The organism is Cedecea sp. B1(4), from assembly GCF_059414925.1.
Window position 1 is genome coordinate 154,537 of the sequence record NZ_JCAHMZ010000003.1, and the last position, 23,379, is coordinate 177,915.

Consider the following 23,379-nt stretch of genomic DNA (forward strand, 5'->3'; position numbering starts at 1 on the left):
CTTCTCTCTGGCATTGAGGAGAAAAACACTTAATAGCGTAGAACAGTCCGCAATCTATCCCCTCTCCCTTTTAGGGAGAGGGTTAGGGTGAGGGTAAAACCAGAAACGATGCTGCGGTTTAAGTCAGTGCCGAACACCCAGCGTGGCTCGTTGATATTAGCCGCGTAACAAATCGGCCTTCGCCAGACGAGCATCTTCTGCCTGGCAAACGGCGGCAGTAAAGATAACGTCGGTAGAAGAGTTCAACGCGGTTTCGCAGGAATCCTGCAATACGCCGATGATAAAGCCGACCGCCACCACCTGCATGGCAATCTCGTTCGGTATGCCGAACATGCCGCAGGCCAGTGGGATCAGCAGCAGCGAACCGCCCGCTACGCCTGAAGCCCCACAGGCGCAAAGTGAAGCCACCACGCTCAGCAGCAGCGCGGTCGGCAGATCCACAGGCACGCCCAGAGTATGAACTGCCGCCAGCGTCAGTACCGTAATCGTGATGGCCGCCCCGGCCATATTGATCGTTGCCCCCAGCGGAATCGACACCGAATAAGTATCGCGATCCAGGTTCATCTTCTGGCACATGCTCATGTTAACCGGAATATTCGCCGCCGAACTGCGGGTAAAGAACGCGGTCACGCCGCTTTCGCGCAGGCAGGCCAGCACTAGCGGGTACGGGTTACGGCGAGTAGTAATAAACACCAGCAGCGGGTTGATGATCAGCGCCACGCCGAACATACAGCCCAGCAGCACCAGCAGCAGCTGGGCATAGCTCCAGAGCGTGGAGAAACCGGTGGTGGCAAGCGTGGAGGCGACCAGGCCAAAGATCCCGATAGGGGCGAAGCGGATCACCACTTTCACGATAAAAGTCACCGCGTCAGACAGGTCGTTCACCAGGTTTTTGGTCGTTTCGTTTCCGTGGCGCAGCGCAAAGCCCAGGCCGACAGCCCACACCAGAATACCGATGTAGTTAGCGTTCAGCAGGGCGTGTATCGGGTTGGCAATCACGCTCATCAGTAAACCGTAAACCACCTCGACGATTCCGGACGGCGGTGTAATGTCCGTGGCGCTGCTGGTCAGATGGAGCGTGGAAGGGAACATAAAGCTAACGACAACGGCGGTCAGCGCGGCGGAGAAGGTGCCCAGTAAATAGAGCACCAGGATAGGGCGAATATTGGTTTTTTGGCCCTGCTGATGATTCGCGATGGAAGCCATCACCAGCGTGAGCACCAGCACCGGCGCCACGGCTTTCAGTGCGCCAACGAACAGCGTGCCGAGCAGGCCGGTTGCGATAGCGGCAGGTTTTGAGACCAGCGCGAGCAGAATGCCTAGCACCAGGCCAACGAGAATTTGTTTTACGAGGCTGCCGCGGGCAAAGCGCTGCAGTAGTCCAGAAGCTTGCGAACTCATGAATACCTTCCTGTGTTTCAGTGATGTCGTGCTGTGCCGCGTGCGTAGTGCGCTACGTCTGTGCGGTTGTAAGAAAATGTGTTTGCCCGGTGAGTATAAGGAAAAGCGGTGAAGGAAAAAGCATTTCAAGCTGGAATTGCGCTCAGCGTTAGATTTCGCAACTGATCATTAACATTCATGTGACATATTCAGCAATTTGATGAGATGGCAGATTGCCAGAACGTAAAAGGGGCATTACGCCCCTTTTTATGTTTTCAAACGGTGGATTACTCCGCCAACTTCTTCCGATCGTTACGGTGGTTGACCCACGCATTGATAATCAGCGTTCCTGCCAGGATACCGCCGACCACGCCGAGCGAAACGGCGATAGGAATATGGTAGAAATCGACGATCAGCATCTTAATGCCGATAAATACCAGGATCACCGACAGGCCATATTTCAGCATCGAGAAACGCTCCGCCACACCTGCCAGCAGGAAGTACATGGCGCGCAGGCCGAGGATCGCGAACAGGTTCGACGTCAGCACAATGAACGGGTCGGTGGTCACCGCGAAGATCGCCGGAATGCTATCTACCGCGAAAATCACGTCACTCAGCTCGACCAGAATCAGCACCAGCAGCAGGGGGGTGGCGTACAGGAGGCCGTTCTGGCGCACGAAGAAGCGCTCGTTCTCAATTTTGTCCGTCATGCGCAGATGACTGCGCAGCCAGCGAACCAGCGGTTTATCGCCGATGCCGCTATCGTCCTCTTTTGCCAGCGCCATTTTCACACCGGTGAAGAGCAGGAAAGCGCCGAACACATACAGCAGCCATTCGAACTGGGTAATCAGCCAACTGCCGCCGAAGATCATGATGGTCCTGAGGATTATTGCGCCCAACACGCCGTAGACCAGCACACGCCGCTGCAGCGCAGCAGGCACGGCAAAGTAGCTGAACAGCATCAGCCAGACGAAGACGTTATCGACCGCCAGCGCTTTTTCAATCAGATAACCGGTGAGGAAGGCCAGCGCCTGAGTATCGGCGACTTCACGGCCAGCAGTGCCGCTGAGATACCACCAGAAAGCGAGGTTAAACAGCAGGGAAAGTGAAACCCAGACCAGCGACCAGACGGCCGCCTGTTTCATCGACATGGTGTGCGAGCCGCGACGGCCCTGAACCAGCAGATCGATCACCAGCATGATGGCGACCACGACGGCGAAGCTGCCCCAGAGCAGCGGAGTACCGACAGTATGCATAATAAGATTCCTTGAAAACAAAAACGGCCAACATCAGAAGACGCCAGCCGCTTTTGCTTGCAACAGGGATCTCGCCTTCCGGCAAGGTCTCACTTACGACGTTTTCACGTCGCCCGGCAACCGGATGCTTGCGCATCGTAATGACGACTGACCGGCAATGAAGTTACTCCCCTTTGCAGGTAACAAAATATGACAAGGAATAGATTTGGTCAATATTTGGCACCTGGTTTTCTGTGAAATATCTTATGCCGTAGCCTGCTGGCCCACATCGTCCGCCGGGAACTTAACCCCGGTCTGGCGGCGAATCTCGGTCGCCAGTGCCGACGTGATGCGCGATGTGACCAGCCCGGCGTGATTAACCTCATTCTCTTCCACCAGGCGCGCGAACGTCTCCGCTTCGTACAGCATGGTGTTGATATGCTGCGGCAGGCTCAGATCCTGCGGTTTGCCGCCGCGTGGGATAAACGTCACCCGCTGGCATTCAGAGATTTTTTCGACAACCAGTGCTCCGGCTTCGCCCTGAATTTCGCTTGGGATCGTCGAGTCGCTCACTTTGGAATGCAGCAGGGTTACGTCAAAATTACCGTAGTTCAGCTGCACGGTGCCGTGCGCGTCCACGCCGCTGTCCAGCAGGGTCGCCGTGGCGTGAACGGAATGTGGTTCGCCCCACAATGCAGCCGCCGAGGCCAGCACGTAGAAACCGATGTCCATGATCGAGCCGTTAGAAAACGCCGGATTAAAGGTGTTCGGGTTTTCGCCGTCCAGGTAGCGCTGGTAGCGGGAAGAGTACTGACAGTAGTTGAGCAGCACCTTGCGAATTTTCCCCACCTTCGGCAGCGCCTGCTGCAGGGCGATAAAGTTCGGCAGGCTGGCGGTTTTAAACGCCTCGAACAGCACCACCTGATTTTCGCGGGCGCAGGCGATGGCCGCTTCAACTTCCGCAAGATTAGACGCCAGCGGCTTCTCGCAAATTACGTGTTTTTTGTGGCTCAGGAACAGCAGGCTCTGCGGACCGTGCAGCGAGTTTGGGCTGGCGATATACACCGCGTCGATAACATCGCTCTTCGCCAGCTCATCCAGCGAAGTAAACAGATGCTCCACCGGGTAATCGTTGGCGAAGCTTTGCGCCTGTTCGAGGCTGCGGGAATACACCGCAGTCAGCTTATATTTGCCGCTCTCATGGGCGGCATCCACGAACTGGCGGGTGATCCAGTTGGTTCCAATCACAGCGAAACGTATCATAAACGGGTACATTCTCCGGAAGTCGATAGTCAATAAATCGGGGCTTCATCAAGCCGCACCGCTAAGCGCCAACTGGGTAAGCCAAAGTCGTGTATCGAATTCTAACTGGTGATACTGCGGTTCCATATGACAGCACAAGGAGTAAAACGCTTTGTTGTGATCCTTCTCTTTAAGATGCGCCAGTTCGTGAACCACAATCATGCGTAAAAAAGCTTCAGGGGCGTTGCGAAACACGGTCGCCACGCGAATTTCCGCCTTGGCTTTTAATTTGTTGCCCTGCACGCGAGAAATCGCGGTATGCAGCCCCAGCGCGTTATTCAGCACGTGGATCTTGTTGTCATAAGCGACTTTATTTATCGGGGGCGCATTGCGCAGAAACTGGTTTTTCAGCTCCTGAGTGTAAGCATAAAGCGCTTTATCGGTCGCGATGTTGTGCCCCTGCGGGTAGCGTTTTTCCAGCACCGCGCCGAGGCGCTGCTCGCTAATCAGGGTGCGCACCTGCGAGAGCAAATGCTCCGGATAGCCGCTTAAATAAATCAGTTCGCTCATGCTTGTCTCAGGTTGAAGGAAAAAAAGGTATACTCTCGCCCCCGCTATGGGGATATCACCAAACTTTACCATCCAGGAGGGCCGATGAGCCAATTAGACAACGGTTTTCGTTCACTGACGCTGAAGCGTTTTCCGGAAACGGACGACGTAAACCCGCTGCAGGCGTGGGAAGCGGCAGATGACTACCTGTTGCAGCAGGTAGACGAACTTGAGCCAGTCGGCCCCGTTCTTGTTTTTAACGATACCTTCGGCGCGCTGGCCTGCGTGCTTGCCGAACACAAGCCATACAGCATTGGCGACTCGTACTTAAGCGAGCTGGCCACGCGGGAGAACCTGCGCGAGAACGACATCCCGGAAAACAGTGTCACCTTCCTCGACAGCACCGCGGCTTACCCGCAGGCGCCGGGACTGGTGCTGATTAAAATTCCTAAGACGCTGGCCCTCCTTGAGCAGCAGTTGCGTGCGCTGCGCAAAGTCGTGACGCCGGAAACCCGCATTATTGCGGGCGCGAAAGCGCGGGACATTCACAATTCCACGCTGGAGCTGTTTGAAAAAATTTTAGGGCCAACCACGACCACGCTGGCGTGGAAAAAAGCGCGTCTGATTAACCCGACCTTCACCAAACCGGAACTGGCGGACGTGCCGGAAACGCTGAGCTGGAAGCTGGAGGGCACCGAGTGGACGATTCACAACCACGCCAACGTCTTCTCCCGCACCGGGCTGGATATCGGCGCGCGTTTCTTCCTCGAAAGTTTGCCGTCGGACCTGGAAGGCGAGATTGTCGATCTGGGCTGCGGTAACGGCGTGATTGGCCTGACGCTGCTGGAGAAAAACCCGCTGGCGCAGGTGGTGTTTGTGGATGAATCGCCGATGGCGGTGGCTTCCGCGCGCCTGAACGTTGAAACCAACCTGCCGGGCGATATTGACCGCTGTGAGTTTATGATCAACAACGCGCTGTCCGGCGTGGAGCCTTTCCGCTTTAACGCCGTACTGTGCAACCCGCCGTTCCACCAGCAGCATGCCCTGACGGATCAGATCGCGTGGGAAATGTTCCACCACGCTCGCCGCTGCCTGAAAATCAACGGCGAGCTGTACATTGTGGCCAACCGCCACCTCGACTACTTCCGCAAGCTGAAGAAGATCTTCGGCAACTGCACCACGGTGGCAACGAACAACAAGTTCGTGGTGCTGAAAGCGGTGAAGTTAGGCCGTCGCCGCTAAATCTCCAGCGCTAAACGGGTGCCCTGCGCGATAGCGCGCCGGGCATCCAGCTCCAGAGCCACATCGGCCCCGCCAATCAAATGCACGGGTTTACCCATCGCCTGTAAAGGCTCAGCCAGCTCGCGGCGCGGATTCTGCCCGGCACAAATGATCACGTTATCCACTTCCAACAGCTGTGGCTCCCCGCCGACGGTGATATGCAGCCCGGCATCGTCAATACGCTCGTAGCTCACGCCAGCCATCATTTTAACGCCTCGCGCGGCAAGCGTAGTGCGGTGGATCCAGCCCGTCGTTTTGCCCAGGCCTTCCCCCGGTTTGCTGGTTTTACGCTGCAGCAGGAAGATACTGCGCGGGCTTTTGTGCAGATGAGGCCCTTCCGGGCGCAGGCCGCCTGACGTTTGCAGGCTGGTATCAATCCCCCATTCCACGCAGAACTCGGCGATGCTCTGGCTGGTGGATGCCCCTTCCTGGCTCAGGTACATCGAAGTATCAAACCCGATGCCGCCCGCGCCAATTACCGCCACGCGTTTGCCCACAGGGGCTTTGTCGCGCAGCACATCGACATAGCTCAGCACCTTCGGATGCCCGATGCCGTCAATCTCCGGCAGGCGCGGCTCAATCCCGCAGGCCAGAATAATCTCGTCGTAGTCGTACAGCATCTCAGAGGTAACGTACTGATTCAGGCGAACGTCCACGCCGGTGAGGGCCAGCTTCCGGCGGTAGTAGCGCAGCGTTTCGAAAAACTCCTCTTTGCCGGGGATCTGTTTGGCGATATTAAACTGCCCGCCAATCTCCGCCGCAGCGTCAAACAGCGTGACGCTATGGCCGCGCCCGGCGGCGTTGACCGCAAAGGCTAGTCCGGCGGGGCCAGCACCTACCACCGCAAGGCGCTTCGGTTGTGAAACAGGCACAACCGGCATTTTGGTTTCATGGCAGGCGCGCGGGTTGACGAGGCAAGATGTGACTTTGCCCACGAAGATCTGATCCAGACAGGCCTGATTGCAGCCGATGCAGGTATTGATTTCATCGGCGCGATTCGCAGCGGCCTTAGAAACAAACTCGGCGTCAGCCAGGAAAGGGCGCGCCATCGACACCATATCCGCATCGCCGTCGGCCAGGATCTGCTCTGCGGTTTCCGGGGTGTTGATTCGGTTGGTGGTCACCAGCGGCAGCGCGACATGGTCTCTCAGTTTTTTGGTTACCCAGCTAAAAGCGCCGCGTGGCACGGAGGTCGCGATGGTAGGAATACGTGCTTCGTGCCAGCCGATACCGGTATTAATCAGCGTCGCACCCGCTTTTTCTATCGCTTTGGCGAGCGTGACGGCCTGCTCAAAGTTGCCGCCGCCTTCGACGAGGTCGAGCAGCGACAGGCGATAAATAATAATAAATTCTTTGCCAACGCGTTCTCTCACAGTACGCACGACTTCAACGGCAAAACGCATTCTGCGTTCGTAGTCTCCGCCCCATTCATCGTCGCGCTGGTTGGTGCGGGCGGCCAAAAACTGGTTAATCAGGTAGCCTTCCGAGCCCATGATCTCCACGCCGTCATACCCGGCTTCACGCGCCAGGCTGGCGCAGTGGGCAAAGTCCTCAATCAGCGTTAACACTTCTTCGTGGCTCAGCTCATGGGGTTTAAACGGGTTGATCGGCGCCTGAATGGCCGACGGAGCGACCAGCTTAGGCTGGTAGCTGTAGCGCCCGGTGTGCAGGATCTGCAGGGCAATCTTGCCGCCTTCGCGGTGCACCGCCCCGGTCACAATCTGGTGATGCGACAGCTGGCTTTTGTCGTTCAACACCGCGCCGTGGGCAACGGTCACCCCGGAGGCCGACGGGGCGATCCCGCCGGTGACAATCAGCGCCACGCCGTGCCGGGCGCGCTCGGCATAGAAAGCGGCAAGGCGCTCAGCGCCGTCCGGTAGCTCTTCCAGCCCGGTGTGCATTGAGCCCATCAGTACGCGGTTTTTCAAAGTGGTGAAGCCAAGATCCAGCGGGGCAAGCAGCGACGAGTAGCTCATAATAAATCCCAATTTGTAACATTATTGTTATGTGGTCGGATGAGTTCTAATTTAGCCGTCGCGGGGCAAAAGGGAAAAGGGGAGTGCGGCGAATGTGATGAGAGTCATATTCCCGCCTCCCCGAAAGCAAAATCAGGCGCGAGCCTCCTTCAGCAGCTTCTGAATAACCTGCTCCTGCTGCTCGTAATTCCCCTCGCCGAAAGAGACATTGCGCAGCTGTCCGCGAGCGTCGAAGTAATAATGCGCTGGCCAGTACTGGTTTCCGAAAGCATTCCAGATCTGGTAGTTATTGTCGGTGACGACCGGGTACGGCAGCTGCCACTGGGCTACTGCCTTTTTCACCGAATCCAGATCTTTCTCCCACGGGTACTCCGGCGTATGCACGCCAATCACCACCAGGCCCTGATCTTTATACTTGTTGGCCCATTCCCGGACGTGCGGCAGCGCGTGCTGGCAGTTAATGCAATCGAAGGTCCAAAAATCGATCAGCACGACTTTGCCTTTCAGCGCCTCTGGCGTCAGCGGCTGGCTATTGATCCATGCGGTTCCCCCGGAAAGCGGCGGCATTGTGCTGGTGGGCGCGGGATCCACAATAGGCTGCAGCTTAGGCACTGGCGTGGTGGCGGGGGAGAAGGCCAGCAGGCGTTGTTCCAGCTTCGCGCCGAAACCATTAGCGTTTTGCAGCACCGCCGTGGTGCCGGAGGCGATAAACGCCACGGTGGCAAGCATTGCCACACCCGCCGCGCGACGAAGCTGGGCCATCAGCGCCATTTTCTCATGCAGGCGAGCTAGCAGCCGGTGACCGCAGAACCACAGCAGCGCCAGCATCAACGCGCAGCCGCTGCCGTAGGCCGCCAGCAGCAGACCGGTGGTGACAGCCGAAGAGCCGGACAAGCCGAGGCCGAGAATGGCCCCCAAAATCGGCCCCGCGCAGGGCGACCAAAGCAGCCCCACCGCCAGTCCGGCCAGAAAAGCCGACAGCGTGCCGCGAGCGCGGTAGCTTTGGTTGTTAATGGCATTCCCCATCTGCACTGCCGGGCGCATCAGCCGTTCGGCAAGCGCGGGGAAGATGAGCGTGAGCGCGGCAAGCGCCAGCATCCCCAGCGCAACCCAGCGGCCAGCCACCGTGGCGCGCACGATCCACTCTCCGGCAGCGCCGACCAGCAAAGCCACGGCGGTGAACATGGCCACCATGCCGGCAAGCAGGGCGATGATTTGGCGTTTTTTGCCGCGAAATGCAGCGAAAAGCAAAGGAATAACGGGCAGCGTGCAGGGGCTTAATAAACTAAGCATACCGCCAAGAAAGGCAATCAGAACGGGCATAACACACCTCACGGTTACAGGATGATTTCGGGGTATTTAACCCGCCTTATGTGTTCGTGATGTGTGGGAAAACCGTCCTGATTGTCAGTTTGTTTGTCGGCGACTCGGCGGCATACAGAGCGATACAATCAGGCTACAGGCAGCGTGATGCAGGCCTGCAAACCGCCCTGTGGCCGGTTAGTCAGCGTTAATTTCCCCCCTAACTGGCCGACAAGCTGGGCGGCTATCGCCAGCCCAAGCCCGGTGCCGCCGGTGTCGCGATTTCTGGAACCTTCCACGCGGTAAAAAGGCTGCAACACGGCGTCCAGCTCCTCCTCGGGGATCCCAGGCCCGTTATCGCACACTGCCAGCGCGACCTGGTTGGCACCCGCCGTCAGGCTGACTTCAGCGGCGGTGCCGAACTTCAGCGCATTATCCAGCAGGTTGGTCAGAATACGTCGCAGCGCCTGGGGGCGGGTCGAAAGCGGGAGTGACACTTCCGGCGCGGCAAACGTCACCGCTTTGCCGACGTCCTGATAATCGTAGGTGATACTGTCCACAAATGCCCTCAACTCAATACGCTGGGGGGGTTCTTCCAGACTTTCCGACGACCTTGCGTAGGCAATACCTTCGCGGACGAGGTGCGTCATATTGTCCAGATCCTGCATTAGTTTGTCGCGCAGTTCCGGCTCGTCGCTCATCTCCAGGCGCAGCTTCATGCGGGTAATCGGCGTCTGTAAATCATGCGAAATGGACGCCAGAATTTGCGTGCGTTCTTTCAGGTGCCCCTGGATTCTGGCCTGCATCGCGTTAAACGCTTTGGCTGCGTGTTCCACTTCCAGCGGGCCGCTTTCCTGCATGTCCACGGAGCTTGAGCTGGCGGGTTCCAGCGCTTCAACGGCGCGGGTAAAACGGGTAAACGGCAACACCACCTGGCGCACGGCAAACCACGCGCAAAGCGCCAGCAGGACAAGCTGGATGGCAATCACCACCGGCAGCCAGGTTTCAATCGGCGGCATACGCGGCGTAAGGTCGATGGTCAGCGGCGAGCCGTCGGCCAGCGTCAAATGCGCCTGAATATGGGAGCGCATACCGGGAATGGCGGTGAAATCGAGCTGATAATGCTCGCCCAGCGCCTCTTTCAGAGACGCAATAGCGTCTTTCGAACGTTCGTCGTTGGGTGGTTTGCCCGGTGTCCCTGGCCCAAGAATGTAGTGATAATTTTCTCGGGCGAGCCGGTCCAGCCAGGCCGGTCGCTCATTGGCCGGTAGCTTGTCGAGGATTGCGACGCTGGTGGCAACGTTGTTTTGCAGGTTATCCAGCATCACGCTGCGGGCGCTGTTCATTCTCTCAAGTGTGGTTAGCGCCAGGGTCAGGCCGTTAGCCAGAAACAGGCCGACGAGAATGATGAGAAACAGCCGGGAAAGCAGAGTTCGGGGCCAAAGCCTCATTCTCGCGCCTCGACGATCGTCACGGGAACGGAAAGCACGTAGCCTTCGCTACGCACGGTTTTGATGTAGGCCGGGGTGCGGGCATCCTCATTTAAGCGCTGGCGGACGCGGCTGACCAGTAAATCGATCGAGCGCTCGAATAGCTCGGCATCGCGGCCTTGAGTCAGGTTCAGCAGTTGATCGCGCGTCAAAACGCGCTGCGGGTGATCCAAAAACACGCGCAGCAGGCGATATTCCGCCCCGCTCAGGGCAACGATCGTGCCTTGTAAATCAATCAGATGCCGGGCCGACGTATCAAGCTGCCACTCGCCAAAAGCGATGATCCTGCCCGCTTCGGTCACCTGCAAATTGGGGGGTAACGCGCGGAAGCGACGAAGGATCGCCTTGATCCGCGCCAGCAGTTCTCGGGCGACAAAAGGTTTTACCACGTAGTCGTCCGCGCCCATTTCGAGGCCGAGGATCCGGTCGCTGTCTTCGTTTCTGGCGGTCAGCATTAAAATAGGCAGATCTTTGTGCTTATCGCTGCGCAGCTGGCGGCAGAGCGTCAGCCCGTCGTCGCCGGGCATCATCACGTCCAGCACCACTAAATCGACGTGCTGCTTATCCAGGACGGAACGCATCTCCTTGCCGTTGGCCGCGCCGCTGGCCCGGTAGCCGGATTTTTCCAGATAGCTTACGATTAGCTCGCGAATGTCGCGGTCGTCGTCCACCACGAGAATATGATCGATATGTTCCACCTGGGCTCCCGGCGCTAAAAGTGAAGGCTAAAACTAGCATAGCTTTTTTACTACAGCTTACCCGCGTCTACCACTGCCTTCACAAACGCCTCTGGCGCTTCTTGCGGTGGGTTATGGCCGATGTTTCCGCTGAAGGTTCGGTGTTCATATTTGCCGGTAAATTTCGCCGCATAGGCTGCGGGGGTAGGATGTGGCGCGCCGTTGTTGTCGCCTTCAATGGTGATGGTTGGCACGGTGATGTTCGGCAGCGCAGCCAGCTTTTTCTCATCAGCCGCGTACTTCTGCTCGCCGTTTTCCAGCCCCTGGCGCCAGCGATAGTTGCTCAGGGTAATCGCAACGTGGTCCGGGTTATCCAGTGATTTGGCGCTGGTGTTAAAGGTCTCATCGCTGAACTTCCAGCCCGGCGAAGCCTGCTGCCAGATCAGCCTGGCGAAGTCATGGGTGTTTTTCTCATATCCTGCCGCGCCGCGTGGAGTCGCGAAATAGAACTGATACCACCATTGCAGCTCGGCCTGCGGCGGCAGCGGTTTTTTCCCTGCTTCCTGGCTGCTAATCAGATAGCCGCTGACCGACACCAGCGCTTTCACCCGTTCAGGGTGCAGCGCCGCTACGATATCCGCCGTGCGTGCGCCCCAGTCGTAGCCAGCGAAAATGGCCTGTTTGATATGCAACGCGTCCATTAGCGCAACGGTATCCTGAGCCAGCGCCGCCGGTTCACCATTACGAGGAGTGGAAGGGGAAAGGAAGCGGGTGCTGCCGAAGCCGCGCAGATTTGGCACGATAACCCGATAGCCCTGGTTTGCCAGCTCAGGCGCTACCGTATCAAAGCTGTTGATGTCGTAGGGCCAGCCGTGCAGCAGGATTACCGGCTGCCCGTCTTTCGGGCCGAGATCGACATAGCCGACGTTCAGCACGCCCGCGTTAATCTGTTTTACTTGTCCGGCATCAAAGCCCGCGGCTTCCGCCTGGCAGGCGAAGACGACCGAGAGAGAAAGAGGGGCAATCAGCGCAGACAGGGTCAGTTTGTTGAACATGATGTTTTCTCCAAAGCCATTAGAAAATGTTCGGTTATCACATCACGAGATTGTAGGCGGTGTGTTTTTCAAACCGCCCTTTTTGCATGGCGGCGTATCTGGCGGGGTCGTGGATACAGTGTGATACAAAGTGTTTTTACCCTCACCTTGGCCCTCTCCCCAGAGGGGAGAGGGGGGATTAGTTAAGTGCGTGGTTTTTTATCCCCTCCCCCTTCCAGGGAGAGGGGCGGGGTGGAAGAGAAATTATCCTGCCACTCTCGGCACAAGCCCCGGAGCCTGCCACATCGACGTCGTCAGGCCGCTGTCTACCAGCGTTAACTGGTCGGCATACACTTTTTGCCATTTGCGCTTCATCTCGTCGTAAAGCTCGCGGTGCGCCGGATTTGGCGTGAACTCTCGCTGCCACTGCACCAGACGCTCGCCTGTACTGGCTAGCGAATCAAAAAGCCCGGCGCCTACGCCAGCAGCAATCGCGCAGCCCAGCGCCGTGGCCTCTTTGACCACCGGCACGCGCACCGGCAGGCCGGTGACATCGCTCAGGATCTGGCTCCACAGCGCGCCTTTTGAACCTCCCCCGGCGAAGACCAGTGAGTCGAACTTCACGCCAGAAAAGCCGGAAATCTGCTCCAGATTACAGGCAGAGACAATCGCCGCGTTCTCCTCTAAGGCGCGGAATAGCGTCGCTTTGTTGCATTTCTCTGGGTCAATCGAAAGGTTAATGAACGACGGCGCGGCGTGGTACCACTGCTTGAAATGCATGGCATCAGAGAAAATGGGCATCACCCCGTGGGAGCCCGCAGGTACACGGCCCGCCATCTCTTCCATTAGCGCATAGGTATCCACGCCGAGGCGCTCGGCCAGCAGCTTTTCTTCCGCGCAGAAGGCGTCCCGGAACCAGCGCATTGTCAGGCCGGTGAAGAAGCTAATGGACTCCGCCTGTACCATGTTGTGGATGACGTGCGGGTTAATGCGGATGTTCATGTCGGGGTCGGTTTTGATTGCCGGCAGATTCACCACCTGCTGCCAGAATGTGCCGCCCAGCACCGCCGTCTGCCCAGGCCGGACGATGCCCAGCCCCAGGCAGCCAAGCTGGACGTCGCCGCCGCCCATCACCACCGGCGTGCCTTTTAGCAACCCGCTTTCTTCAGCCGCCTGTGGGGTTATGCCGCCCAGCACGGTGCCGGTTTCTTTGACCGGGGAAAGTATGTCGGCGCGCAGCCCGGCCATATCCAGCAGGGCAGGCCGCCAGTCGCGGGTCGATAGATCCAACATCCCGGTCGTACCGGCGTTAGAAGGGTCAACAGCCAGCTCACCGGAGAGTTTGGCCGCCAGCCAGTCGCTGATCATGGTGATGGTGGCGGCTTTGCGGTAGATATCCGGGCGATGGTGTGCCAGCCAAAGCAGGCGGGGCATGGCGCTCAGCGCCAGCGTCTGGCCTGAAACCTTGTACACCTCGGATTCAAACTGGAAGTCGTGGATCTCTTTCAGCTCGCTGACTTCGCGGCTGGCGCGAGCATCCACGTTTGCGCAGGCCCAGATTGGCTCGCCGTGGCGATCGTACAGCACAATCCCTTCCCGCATAGAGCAACAGGCAACGGCACTTATCGCTGAAGACGAGAGGTTAGCGTTGTGCAGGGCCTCGCGGATGCAGCGGCAGGCCAGCTGCCAGTTAACGGCGAGATCGAACTCCATCGATCCCGGCACATCTGTCACGCTCAAGTGCTTCCATTCGGCCTGGCCAACGGCTATTTGCTGGCCACAAGTATCGAAGATCACGGCGCGGATACTGCCCGTTCCGGCGTCCAGTGCAAGTAGATAACTCATTCACAGACCTCTTCCGTCGCTCGTTCAATAAATAAACTCTTATCCATCGCGGGCGATCTGACCGATCTATTTGGATGTTTTGTGATCGCTGCACGGTTGCGATGGGCGATCCCTGACTAAGTTTTTGAACACTATCTCTTATTCACTGATGGATCCGGGAGAGAACTTGATGGCAGATCTGGATGATATTAAAGATGGAAAAGACTTCGGTATTGGCCAGCCGCAGGAGAACCGGGCGTTTTACCTGAAGGGAAGCGGGGCGCTGGACTGGGGCATGCAGTCGCGGCTGGCGAGGATTTTTAACCCCAGCACCGGACGCACCGTGATGTTGGCTTTCGATCACGGCTATTTTCAGGGGCCGACAACCGGCCTGGAGCGTATTGACCTCTCCATTGCGCCGCTGTTCCCTGAAACCGACGTGCTGATGTGTACCCGCGGCATTCTGCGCAGCGTGGTCCCGCCTGCCACCAACAAACCTGTTGTGCTGCGCGCCTCCGGCGGCAATTCGATCCTCAGCGAACTATCGCGCGAAAGCGTCGCCGTGACGATGGAGGATGCTTTGCGCCTCAACGCCTGCGCGGTGGCCGCGCAGATTTATATCGGCAGCGAGTATGAGCATCAGTCGATCAACAACATCATCAAGCTGGTGGACGAGGGAACGCGCTACGGCATTCCTACGCTGGCGGTTACCGGCGTGGGCAAAGAAATGGCTCGTGACGCGCGCTACTTCTCGCTGTCTAGCCGTATTGCCGCCGAGCTTGGGGCACAGTTTGTAAAAACCTACTTCGTTGAGGAAGGTTTTGAGAAAGTCGCCGCCAGCTGCCCGGTGCCGATCGTTATCGCCGGAGGTAAAAAACTGCCGGAACAGGAAGCGCTGGAGATGTGCTTTAAGGCGATAGACCAGGGCGCATCCGGTGTGGATATGGGGCGCAACATCTTCCAGTCTGAAGCACCACTGGCGATGCTGCAGGCGGTGAAGAAGGTGGTGCACGAGAAAGCATCTGCCCGCGAAGCCTATCAGTTCTGGCTTGAAGCGAAGCATCAGGGAGGTAAGGCATGAACGTCACGCTAGTGGAGATCAACATTAAGCCAGAGCGGGTCGACGAGTTTCTGGACGTGTTTCGGGCGAATCACGAAGGCGCCATCAAAGAGCCCGGTAACTTACGCTTTGATGTGCTGCAGGACCCGGAGGTTTCAACGCGATTTTATATCTACGAGGCCTATCAGGATGAGGCCGCGGTGCTGGCGCATAAGAAGACCCCGCACTATCTCGCCTGCGTTGAGAAGCTGGATGAGATGATGTCTGAGCCGCGTAAGAAGCAGAGTTTTATTGGGCTGCTGCCGTAGGGAATGCCCCCTCACCCTGGCCCTCTCCCAGTTAGGGAGAGGGTTGGGGTGAGTGTCACTCAGCTTTCCTGCGCCTCTGCCGTTTCATCCTGCGTCACTCTCAGCCTGTAAAGCGCGCGCTTCGCGCACTCAAGCACATGCTCGCACTGCTCAATGGTCATCGTCAGCGGCGGTTCGATCCGAATGGTTTTTGAATTATTCAGCGTCCCGGCCACCAGCACCTGCTGGCGGAACATCTGGCTGGCAAACTCGTAGCCGATGTCGTTGTCGCGGAACTCAATCGCCATTAACAGCCCCTGGCCGCGTGCCTCAACAACCAGATCGGGGAACTCACGGGCCAGCGCCCGGAAGCCATCCAGCAGCAGTTGCCCTTTCTGAGACGCCTGAGCGGGCAGGTTCTCTTCCAGCAGGTAGTGAATGGTCGCCAGCGCCGCAGCACAGGCTAGTGGGTTGCCGCCAAACGTGGTGGTGTGCAGGAACGGGTTATCAAACAGCACGGAAAACACCTCTTCCGTCGCAACCGTGGCACCAATCGGCATCACGCCGCCGCCCAACGCTTTTGCAAGGCAGAGAATGTCCGGCTGCACGTTTTCGTGCTCGCAGGCAAACATCCTGCCGGTGCGGCCCATCCCGGTTTGCACTTCATCCAGAATCAGCAGCACGCCGTACTCGTCGCAAAGTTGACGCACCGCAGGCAAATAGCCTGACGGCGGCAGAATCACCCCGCCTTCGCCTTGGATGGGCTCCAGGATCAGCGCGGCTACATCATCACCGGTTTTACGACATTCGCTGAACTGCGTGCGTAATGCCTCGATATTGCCAAAGGGCACGTGGCGGAATCCCGGCAGCAGCGGCATAAATGGTTTACGGAAAGTGGATTTCGCCGTGGCCGAAAGTGCGCCCAGAGACTTGCCGTGGAACGCGCCGCTGGTAGCAATAAAGGTAAATTTCCCTCGTGGCGACTGGTACGCTTTGGCCAGTTTTATTGCGGCTTCCACGGACTCAGTACCGCTGTTGCTAAAGAAGCTGTATTTGAGTTTACCCGGAGTCAGTGTGGCAAGCGTTTTAGCGAGCATCGCCCTCAGAGGGTCGAGCAATTCCTGGCTGTGCAGGGGCTGCTTTTCAAGTTGATGCTGGACGGCGGAAACAACGACTGGATTACGGTGCCCCACGTTAAAGATGCCGAACCCACCCAGGCAATCGATATACTCTTTGCCCTGGGTGTCGACAAGCGTATTCAGGCTGCTCGCTTGCCACTCTACGGCTCCGTAATCCCCGCCGGCGGTAACGGACTTGCGGTACTCAAGAAAACCCGGATTAACGTGCTGCTGGAAGCTATCAACCACCTCCCGGTTTAGCGCCTTCATCTCCTCATGGCTAAGTGACTTCTTTTCAATAATGTTCAGTGCGTGCGCCGTACAGGCAAGGGCCGAGGCGCTGGAAGGTAACCTGTTCAAAATGTGCTCCTGGGTGTGGCGTATCACGCGATACACAAAATAAGTATTGCAGGGATTGCGCCAGGTAGCGCGCCGTAAGTGAAATCGGGATAAACGCCCGCAGGAGTACATCTGTGCAATAATTAATCACAATAGATTACATTTTGCGTGTTTTAATGCTGAAGGCCGATTGAGTGGGCATGACCTTGCTGAGAAGAGATTCGCACCATTTTGGAGCGACATGTTTCCGTATGGCGCAAAAAGGAAAATAAAGATCGGGCTTATTATTGTTTAGCATTTCTTAATGGTTAATAGATGCTTATTTATTCTGAAATACCGTATAACAATAAATGTCCTTATTCGTAAAGTTTTTAATATGGATTGCCTGTTTAGGCTTTGTTTAAGTTATGATTCGGCGTGAAAATTAACCCACGATATTCGTTATCATCAGGTGGTGGATATTAACTTGACCCGTTAAACACAAGGTGTGCATAGCGTGACTATCAATATAAAGGACATCGACAGCTCTTTATCAGAGCTAAATATTGCCATCCGCGATCATTATAACTGGGCAAATAAGTGCCTGCGCCTCAGCCTGCTGGGCGGTGAACCCGATAAAGAAATCAACGATCTGCATTCCCATCAGCATTGTCGTTTCAGCCGCTGGCTGGGGCAGCGTTTGCAGGGTGTGAGTCTGGACCGGGAGTTGATTCTGCTGATTGATAAGCACCACACCGATATGCACGATGCCGCCCGGGTACTCATGTTATCTATTATCGGCAGACAGGTTAGTGAAGAATTGCTGAATCATTACAATGAAGCGCAGCAAAATTTTATTTCCAGTATCGACCGGTATAAAGAATACCTTTTTTCCTACCGCAATTTGTACGACGCGTTAACCGGCCTGCCGTTACGCCATTTAATGTATCAGGAATTTCCGCTGATACGCTCTCGCTGCGAGCGTGCGGAGCGCAGCCTTTATTTGCTGATCATGGATATTGACCGTTTTAAAACGATCAATGACACCTGGGGACATAACGCCGGAGATGATGTGTTGCGCAGCGTCGCGTCCATTCTTAAAGGGGCTACGCGTAACGAAGAGCGCATTTATCGCTTTGGCGGCGAGGAGTTTATTATGCTGCTGGAAGCGACCAGTCGTGAGCAGGCAGAGCAGGCTGGGCAACGCATTTGCCAGCACTTAGCCAGCCAGCCCATCAGCGTGGACGACCAGGCAATCCGCGTGACGGTAACAGGGGGGCTGACCCTCGTCAGTGCGAATGACTCTCTGCACAGCGCCATTGGTCGGGCAGACAAAGCCATGTATTACGGCAAAAACACGGGCCGCAATCGCTGTATTCTGGCTTTGTCTGACGAAGAAATGGTCACGCTGGAATAATGCGTTACGCGTTCGCCATCCTGTGTTCCCCGTTCACCAGCGCAGCACGATCGAAGCTGCGCTCAATCACCCCGTTGGCCATAAAAGCCGCCCGGTCGGACATATGCGCAATCACGTCGGCATCGTGGCTGACCAGCAGATAGGTCATGCCGTGCTGCTGCTTCAGACGATTGAGCAGGTTGAGGATCTCCGCCTGGACCGACATATCCAGCGCGGAAGTGGGTTCGTCGAGCAGCAGAATTTTGGGGCGAAGCAGCAGCGCACGGGCAATCGCCACGCGCTGACGCTGGCCGCCGGAAAGCTGGTGCGGGTAGCGTTTTGCCGCCTCGGACGGCAGGCCGACCTGCTCTAATGCTTCCGCCACTCGGGCTTCAATCTCGCTTTCACCGTGGATTTTCAGCGGCTCGGCCAGCGTGCGCCAAATCGTGTGGTTGGGGTGCAGCGAGGCATACGGATCCTGAAACACCATCTGCACTTCGCGACGCAGCGCGCCCTGGAAGCGTTTCCCTGCCGCAATGCGGTTGCCCATCAGCTCCACATCCCCCTTCCAGTCACGCTGTAGCCCGGCCAGCACGCGCAGGATGGTAGATTTCCCGCAGCCGGAAGCGCCAATCAGGCTAAATGTCTCGCCCTGCTCAAGAGAGAAACTGGCTCCGGCGACGGCGGTTTTGATCCCGCCTTTGGCGGCAAACTGCACGCTTAGATTATCAACCTTAACGATCGCCATAGGTTTCTCCTGGCTGGAATTCGCTGCGGTTCAGCGTCGGTAGCATCTGCCCGTAGGTGTCGGCATTTGGACGGCAGGTCCAGAGCGTGCGCGTGTAAGGGTGCGTGGCCTGCGGCAGCTCGCTTGCCGCCATTTCATCGACTTTTTGGCCCTGGTACATCACCAGCACGCGGTGACAGTGTTCCGCCACCAGCGGCAGATCGTGGCTGATCAACAGCAGCGCCATTTGCCGCTGTTCGCACTGGGCTACCAGCAGCTCAAGGATTTGGTTGCGCAGGCGGGCGTCGAGCGCCGACGTAGGTTCGTCCGCGATCAGCACTTTGGGATTATTGGCGAGCGCAATGGCGATCATCACGCGCTGGCCCATGCCCCCGGACAGTTCGCCGGGGTAACGCATCAGAACCGCATCCGGCAAACCAACGGATTGCACCAGTTCGCGGCAGCGATCGCGGCGTTCGGCAGTGGACAGCTTCTGGTGCAATCGTAGCGCTTCGTCAATTTGCTGCTGCACGCTTTTGACCGGGTTCAGCGCATAGCGCGGGTCCTGCAGCACCATGGCGATGTCACTGCCGCGCAGCTGGTTCCAGCTCCGGGCATTCATGTCGAGCAGGTCGTGCCCCATCACGCTGAGCTGCTCTGCACTCACTTTACCTGGTTTACGCACCAGCCCCATCAGCGCGCGAGCCGTCATGGATTTGCCTGAGCCGGATTCGCCGACCAGCGCCAGGCGTTCATTGCCCAGCGTGAAGGAGAGGTTGCTGACTACCCGGCTGTCGGGGTAGTCGATATTCAGCCCGGAAACGGTAATTCTGTTAGTCATGTTGCGGCTCCAGCACGTCGCGCAGGCCATCGCCCAGCAGGTTAAACGCCAGGCTGCTCAGCAGAATGGCGGTGCCCGGAATGGCGGCAATCCACCATTGGTCGAAAATGACCTGCATTCCGTCGGCAATCATCGCGCCCCATTCGGACATCGGCGGGCGGGCGCCTAAGCCGAGGAAACCCAGACCGGCGGCGGCAAGAATAATCCCAGCCAGATCCAGCGCCAGGCGCACGATGGCGGAAGGCAGGCACAGCGGCAGAATATGGCCGACCAGCAGCCGCAAGCCTTTGATGCCCATCATTTCTGCGGCCGCAAGATAATCGCTGTGGCGCAGGCGCTGTATTTCACTTCTTGCCTGGCGGGCATAGGCGGGCCAGGTGGTCAAAGCCAGCGCCAGCGCGCCGTTAACCAGCCCTGGGCCGAGCATTGCCACAAAGGCAAAGGCCAAAATCAGGCGGGGCATCGACATGACTACGTCGGTAAAGCGCATCAGGATACGCTCCAGCCAGCCGCCGTAATAGCCGGACAGAATCCCAATCAGCAGCCCAACCGGCAGGGTAATGACGGTCACCAGCAGCACCAGACCCAGCGCCGGGCGAGTGCCGTAGAGCAGGCGAGAAAGCAGGTCGCGGCCATAGCTGTCGGTGCCCAGCAGATGTTGGGCGTTGGGCGCCTGCAGGCGCGCGGCGGCATCCTGCCAGTTGGGATCGAACGGAGCCAGCCACGGCGCAAACAGCGCGATAAGCACCAGCCCGGCAATGATAATCAGCCCGCTAAGGGCAGCCGGGGAGCGCAGCATGCGTCGCAGAAAAAGAGAAGACGGCATCAGCGGATCCTCGGGTCGGTGGCGCGCACCAGTATGTCGGTCAGGTTATTGATCAGCACAAACGACACGCCGATCAGCAGCGTACCGCCCATGATGGCGGTGGTATCCCCGGCAAACAGCGCGGTGGTGAGATAGCGGCCAATACCCGGCCAGGAGAAGACGGTTTCCGTCAGCACCGCACCTTCGAGCATGCTGGTGTAAGCCAGAGCGATCACGGTGAACAGCGTGCCGCGAATGTTGGGCAACACATGGCGCAGCAGAATCGCCATGTCGCCTGCGCCCTTCGCGCGGGCGAGCGTAATGTACTCTTTGTTCATTTCGCTCAGGCAGGCCGTGCGGGTCAGGCGGGTGATGCTGGCGAGAGAATAATAGGCCAGCAGCAGTACCGGCAGAATCAGGTGGTTAATGGCGTTGAGAAACGCGCCTTTATCGCCGGAAAGCCAGGTATCGATCAGCACGAAGCCGGTTTTGGCCTCGACGCTGTACTGGTAAATATCGTCGAGCCGCCCAGGCCCGGCGCTCCACTGCAGACGAGCATAGAAGAGTGCCAGCATCAGCAGACCCAGCCAGAAAATAGGCACGGAGTTGCCCAGCAGGGTAAAAGTGCGCACCACGAGATCCAGCGGCGAACCGGCGAACCGGGCGCAAAGCACACCAAAAAATACGCCAAGTACGCTGCCGACGATAAGCGCCAGGGTGGCGAGTTCCAGGGTGGCGGGGAAAGCTGAAAGCAAATCATGCAGCACCGGCTGGCCTGTTGAGCTGGCTATGCCTAAATCGCCGTGGGCGAGATTGACCAGATAATGCCAGAACTGCACGGGCAGCGACTGATCCAGCCCCAACTGATGGCGAACCTGATCGTAAGTTGACTGGCTGGCGTGGTCGCCGACGATTTGCAGCACTCTGTCCACCGGGGACAGCGCAGACAACGCGAAGGTAATCAGCAGCAGGCCAATCAGGGTCAGAGCAAGGGTAAATATTCCCTGAAGCAGGGTGAGCAGCGGACGCCGCAGGCGCTGCGACGAAGGCGAGACTTCGGACATGGGTAACTCTTTTATGCGCTAATGGTGATTAACCCCCCGACCGGCCTCTTTCACGATGGAAAGGGCGGGGCGAGGGGCCGTTCAGTTATTTCGTGACGTTATCGTAATACACCATATCCGCATTCAGGCCCTGCTGGTAGCCTTTGATGTTATCTCGGACCACAACCTGAGTTTTACCCTGGTCAATAAACACGTACGGGGAGCTACGCTGCAGCTCTTCCTGCAGTTTGGTATAGAGATCTTTGCGCTTGGCCGGATCGGCCTCTGCTACGGCAGCCAGCGTTTGTTTATTCAGCTCCGGGATCTGCCAACCGTTCAGCCCGGCCACGGTGCTGGCTTTGCCGTCGTTATAGGCGAAGGCGCTGGCGTTGGAGTGGGCGTCGAAGTAATCCGGGATCCACAGGCGAATGGCGGCCTGGTGCTGTTTCGCGCGCACACGGGCATACACCTGGCTACCGGCGGCTGGCAGCAGATCAACCTTCACGCCGCCCTGGGCAAAGCTTGCCTGCATCGACTGAGCGATGGTGATAAACGGCGGTTTGTTTTCCACATCCAGCGAGAAATGCGCGTCTTTGATGCCCGCTTTCGCCAGAATTTCTTTCGCTTTCGCCGGGTCAAATTTGAACGGGGTATTTTCCAGCGCGCCCGCGAAGCCGACCGGCAGGAAGCTTTGGTGAACGAAGTACTGGCCTTTCAGCAGATCTTTAGTAATGCCCTGGTAATCCACAAGGTAGCGAGCCGCTTCCCACAGCGCCGGGTTTTTCAGCAGCGGGTTGGCGTTGTTGCCGACGTTAAACACTAAATAGTTCTGCTCGGCTGAAGGAATGCTCAGCACCTTCACGCCCGGCTTGCCTTCCAGCGCGCTGGTCTGGTCAGACCCTAAATCACGGGCGATATCGGCGTCACCCTGCTGAATCAGCAGGCGGCGAGCGGCCGGATCGGGCACATTTTTAATAATAATGTTCTTCACTTTAGGCGCATCGCCCGGAGAAGTCGGGTTGGCATCCAGCACGATAGCCTGATGTGGCTGATAAACGCGCATTTTGAACGGGCCGCTACCGGCAGAGTGCATTTTCAGCCATTCGTTGCCGAAGTCACCTGCTTTCACGTTTGGCTCAACCGCTTTTTCATCCACGATAGATGCGATAGGCGTGGAAAGAATATTCAGCGCAACCGCCGGACTGACGTCCGCGGTCCAGTGCACTTCCAGCGTGTGGTCATCCACTTTCTTCAACTGGCTGGAGATGTTGTCCGGCTGCCAGCCCAGTACGTTCAGGATAAAGGCCGGGGATTTGTTCAGCGTGACCGCGCGGGTGTAGGAGAAGATCACGTCTTCCGGGCGCAGCGGGTTGCCGGAGGCAAATTTAGCGTCCGGGCGCAGCTTGATGGTCAGTTTCTTATTGGCCGCATCGCCTTGCCAGCTGGCTGCCAGAATCGGCACGACTTTGGCCGGGTCCGTGCGGTCTGCCTGCACCAGGCGCTGATAAAGGCTCGGCACGGTCTGAATACTTGAGAGTTCGTTGGCTTCAGCCGGGTCAAGGCTGACGATGTCATCCAGCCCCTGAGCTACCACCAGGGTATCCGGCGGCGTGGCAGCGTGGGAAGCGGCAGACAGCGCCGCCAGCAGCAGTAATGGCAGAACTTTTTTTTGCATGTGTGTACCCTGTAATTGTGTTTTTTATCGACTTTTCTCTGTGTATTTACGTTAGGTGAGTTATCTCAATTCACAAAGTCAAAATTGCGCTTTGCATATAAATATACGATATATCCAAT

20 protein-coding genes are annotated in these 23,379 nt (G+C 57.6%); 4 read left to right on the plus strand and 16 right to left on the minus strand.

The annotated features are described in order from the left end of the window. Positions 1-156 precede the first annotated feature (156 nt). The 4 genes from sstT to ACR6JA_RS08255 all read right to left on the minus strand — a co-directional run bounded on the left by sstT (position 157) and on the right by ACR6JA_RS08255 (position 4,427). Positions 157-1,401: a serine/threonine transporter SstT gene (sstT, locus tag ACR6JA_RS08240; protein ID WP_213714663.1), complete on the minus strand. Its 1,245-nt coding sequence runs from the start codon at positions 1,399-1,401 to the stop codon at positions 157-159. A gap of 266 nt (positions 1,402-1,667) precedes the next feature. Further along, positions 1,668-2,636, minus strand: a complete 969-nt coding sequence (locus ACR6JA_RS08245) for a TerC family protein (RefSeq protein ID WP_494493864.1) — start codon at positions 2,634-2,636, stop codon at positions 1,668-1,670. Positions 2,637-2,879: 243 nt separating this feature from the next. Continuing rightward, the gene (locus ACR6JA_RS08250; protein ID WP_213714659.1) at positions 2,880-3,878 is read right to left on the minus strand and encodes a Gfo/Idh/MocA family protein; all 999 of its coding nucleotides are present in this window, start codon (positions 3,876-3,878) and stop codon (positions 2,880-2,882) included. Between the two features lie 48 nt (positions 3,879-3,926). Next, positions 3,927-4,427 (minus strand): M48 metallopeptidase family protein, encoded by a 501-nt coding sequence (locus ACR6JA_RS08255; RefSeq protein ID WP_494493865.1) that lies wholly within the window; start codon positions 4,425-4,427, stop codon positions 3,927-3,929. 84 nt (positions 4,428-4,511) lie between these two features. Here ACR6JA_RS08255 and rlmG point away from each other — a divergent pair, with 84 nt between their 5' ends. Next, the gene (gene rlmG / locus ACR6JA_RS08260; protein ID WP_166877158.1) at positions 4,512-5,648 is read left to right on the plus strand and encodes a 23S rRNA (guanine(1835)-N(2))-methyltransferase RlmG; all 1,137 of its coding nucleotides are present in this window, start codon (positions 4,512-4,514) and stop codon (positions 5,646-5,648) included. On the opposite strand, the gene ACR6JA_RS08265 is transcribed toward rlmG, so the two are convergent. The 6 genes from ACR6JA_RS08265 to lsrK all read right to left on the minus strand — a co-directional run bounded on the left by ACR6JA_RS08265 (position 5,645) and on the right by lsrK (position 14,011). Continuing rightward, the gene (locus ACR6JA_RS08265) at positions 5,645-7,663 is read right to left on the minus strand and encodes an oxidoreductase (protein WP_494493866.1); all 2,019 of its coding nucleotides are present in this window, start codon (positions 7,661-7,663) and stop codon (positions 5,645-5,647) included. The two genes, rlmG and ACR6JA_RS08265, sit on opposite strands and share 4 nt — an antisense overlap. Positions 7,664-7,795: 132 nt before the next feature. Next, entirely contained in the window at positions 7,796-8,986 is a 1,191-nt protein-coding gene (locus ACR6JA_RS08270) for a cytochrome c biogenesis protein DipZ (protein ID WP_494493867.1), read from the minus strand. Positions 8,987-9,114: 128 nt separating this feature from the next. Next, entirely contained in the window at positions 9,115-10,416 is a 1,302-nt protein-coding gene (locus ACR6JA_RS08275; RefSeq protein ID WP_494493868.1) for a sensor histidine kinase, read from the minus strand. Next, positions 10,413-11,153 carry a response regulator gene (locus ACR6JA_RS08280; protein WP_008460492.1) on the minus strand — a complete coding sequence of 247 codons (741 nt, stop codon included), beginning with the start codon at positions 11,151-11,153 and terminating at the stop codon, positions 10,413-10,415. The genes ACR6JA_RS08275 and ACR6JA_RS08280 overlap by 4 nt, the downstream gene beginning before the upstream one ends. Before the next feature lie 50 nt (positions 11,154-11,203). Further along, positions 11,204-12,187 (minus strand): alpha/beta fold hydrolase, encoded by a 984-nt coding sequence (locus ACR6JA_RS08285; RefSeq protein ID WP_494493869.1) that lies wholly within the window; start codon positions 12,185-12,187, stop codon positions 11,204-11,206. Between the two features lie 243 nt (positions 12,188-12,430). Beyond that, positions 12,431-14,011, minus strand: coding sequence for an autoinducer-2 kinase (gene lsrK, locus ACR6JA_RS08290; protein WP_494493870.1), 1,581 nt, complete (start codon positions 14,009-14,011; stop codon positions 12,431-12,433). Between the two features lie 169 nt (positions 14,012-14,180). On the opposite strand from lsrK, the gene lsrF reads away from it, so the two are divergent. Together lsrF and lsrG are read left to right on the plus strand one after the other, a co-directional pair. Then, complete coding sequence (gene lsrF / locus ACR6JA_RS08295; protein WP_494493871.1) at positions 14,181-15,071, plus strand: 3-hydroxy-5-phosphonooxypentane-2,4-dione thiolase; 891 nt, start codon at positions 14,181-14,183, stop codon at positions 15,069-15,071. Continuing rightward, complete coding sequence (gene lsrG / locus ACR6JA_RS08300; protein ID WP_008460496.1) at positions 15,068-15,358, plus strand: (4S)-4-hydroxy-5-phosphonooxypentane-2,3-dione isomerase; 291 nt, start codon at positions 15,068-15,070, stop codon at positions 15,356-15,358. Before lsrF ends, lsrG begins: the two co-directional genes overlap by 4 nt. A 59-nt stretch (positions 15,359-15,417) precedes the next feature. On the opposite strand, the gene ygjG is transcribed toward lsrG, so the two are convergent. Next, positions 15,418-16,815 (minus strand): putrescine aminotransferase, encoded by a 1,398-nt coding sequence (ygjG, locus tag ACR6JA_RS08305; RefSeq protein ID WP_213714643.1) that lies wholly within the window; start codon positions 16,813-16,815, stop codon positions 15,418-15,420. A gap of 475 nt (positions 16,816-17,290) precedes the next feature. Between ygjG and ACR6JA_RS08310 the strand changes: the two genes are divergently transcribed. Further along, positions 17,291-18,190 carry a diguanylate cyclase gene (locus ACR6JA_RS08310; RefSeq protein ID WP_213714641.1) on the plus strand — a complete coding sequence of 300 codons (900 nt, stop codon included), beginning with the start codon at positions 17,291-17,293 and terminating at the stop codon, positions 18,188-18,190. 4 nt (positions 18,191-18,194) lie between these two features. Here ACR6JA_RS08310 and ACR6JA_RS08315 read toward each other — a convergent pair whose 3' ends face one another. The 5 genes from ACR6JA_RS08315 to ACR6JA_RS08335 form a co-directional block, all read right to left on the minus strand. Beyond that, positions 18,195-18,917, minus strand: coding sequence for an ABC transporter ATP-binding protein (locus ACR6JA_RS08315; RefSeq protein WP_166877133.1), 723 nt, complete (start codon positions 18,915-18,917; stop codon positions 18,195-18,197). Further along, the gene (locus tag ACR6JA_RS08320) at positions 18,904-19,737 is read right to left on the minus strand and encodes an ABC transporter ATP-binding protein (RefSeq protein WP_213714639.1); all 834 of its coding nucleotides are present in this window, start codon (positions 19,735-19,737) and stop codon (positions 18,904-18,906) included. The genes ACR6JA_RS08315 and ACR6JA_RS08320 overlap by 14 nt, the downstream gene beginning before the upstream one ends. Next, positions 19,730-20,563 (minus strand): ABC transporter permease, encoded by an 834-nt coding sequence (locus tag ACR6JA_RS08325; protein WP_039299943.1) that lies wholly within the window; start codon positions 20,561-20,563, stop codon positions 19,730-19,732. Before ACR6JA_RS08325 ends, ACR6JA_RS08320 begins: the two co-directional genes overlap by 8 nt. Beyond that, a complete protein-coding gene (locus ACR6JA_RS08330) occupies positions 20,563-21,606 on the minus strand; it encodes an ABC transporter permease (protein WP_273970388.1) in 1,044 nt (347 codons plus the stop codon). Before ACR6JA_RS08330 ends, ACR6JA_RS08325 begins: the two co-directional genes overlap by 1 nt. A gap of 85 nt (positions 21,607-21,691) precedes the next feature. Then, complete coding sequence (locus tag ACR6JA_RS08335; RefSeq protein ID WP_008460507.1) at positions 21,692-23,260, minus strand: ABC transporter substrate-binding protein; 1,569 nt, start codon at positions 23,258-23,260, stop codon at positions 21,692-21,694. Positions 23,261-23,379 lie beyond the last annotated feature (119 nt).

Bases quoted from the DNA above. Each gene is read 5' to 3' on its own strand.
- ACR6JA_RS08250 (WP_213714659.1), bottom strand. From the start codon at position 3,878: ATGATACGTTTCGCTGTGATTGGAACCAACTGGATCACCCGCCAGTTC.
- ACR6JA_RS08320 (WP_213714639.1), bottom strand. From the start codon at position 19,737: ATGACTAACAGAATTACCGTTTCCGGGCTGAATATCGACTACCCCGAC.
- ACR6JA_RS08330 (WP_273970388.1), bottom strand. From the start codon at position 21,606: ATGTCCGAAGTCTCGCCTTCGTCGCAGCGCCTGCGGCGTCCGCTGCTC.
- lsrK (WP_494493870.1), bottom strand. From the start codon at position 14,011: ATGAGTTATCTACTTGCACTGGACGCCGGAACGGGCAGTATCCGCGCC.
- sstT (WP_213714663.1), bottom strand. From the start codon at position 1,401: ATGAGTTCGCAAGCTTCTGGACTACTGCAGCGCTTTGCCCGCGGCAGC.
- ACR6JA_RS08315 (WP_166877133.1), bottom strand. From the start codon at position 18,917: ATGGCGATCGTTAAGGTTGATAATCTAAGCGTGCAGTTTGCCGCCAAA.
- ACR6JA_RS08335 (WP_008460507.1), bottom strand. From the start codon at position 23,260: ATGCAAAAAAAAGTTCTGCCATTACTGCTGCTGGCGGCGCTGTCTGCC.
- ACR6JA_RS08325 (WP_039299943.1), bottom strand. From the start codon at position 20,563: ATGCCGTCTTCTCTTTTTCTGCGACGCATGCTGCGCTCCCCGGCTGCC.
- ACR6JA_RS08285 (WP_494493869.1), bottom strand. From the start codon at position 12,187: ATGTTCAACAAACTGACCCTGTCTGCGCTGATTGCCCCTCTTTCTCTC.
- ACR6JA_RS08245 (WP_494493864.1), bottom strand. From the start codon at position 2,636: ATGCATACTGTCGGTACTCCGCTGCTCTGGGGCAGCTTCGCCGTCGTG.
- ACR6JA_RS08270 (WP_494493867.1), bottom strand. From the start codon at position 8,986: ATGCCCGTTCTGATTGCCTTTCTTGGCGGTATGCTTAGTTTATTAAGC.
- lsrG (WP_008460496.1), top strand. From the start codon at position 15,068: ATGAACGTCACGCTAGTGGAGATCAACATTAAGCCAGAGCGGGTCGAC.
- lsrF (WP_494493871.1), top strand. From the start codon at position 14,181: ATGGCAGATCTGGATGATATTAAAGATGGAAAAGACTTCGGTATTGGC.
- ACR6JA_RS08275 (WP_494493868.1), bottom strand. From the start codon at position 10,416: ATGAGGCTTTGGCCCCGAACTCTGCTTTCCCGGCTGTTTCTCATCATT.
- ACR6JA_RS08265 (WP_494493866.1), bottom strand. From the start codon at position 7,663: ATGAGCTACTCGTCGCTGCTTGCCCCGCTGGATCTTGGCTTCACCACT.
- ACR6JA_RS08255 (WP_494493865.1), bottom strand. From the start codon at position 4,427: ATGAGCGAACTGATTTATTTAAGCGGCTATCCGGAGCATTTGCTCTCG.
- rlmG (WP_166877158.1), top strand. From the start codon at position 4,512: ATGAGCCAATTAGACAACGGTTTTCGTTCACTGACGCTGAAGCGTTTT.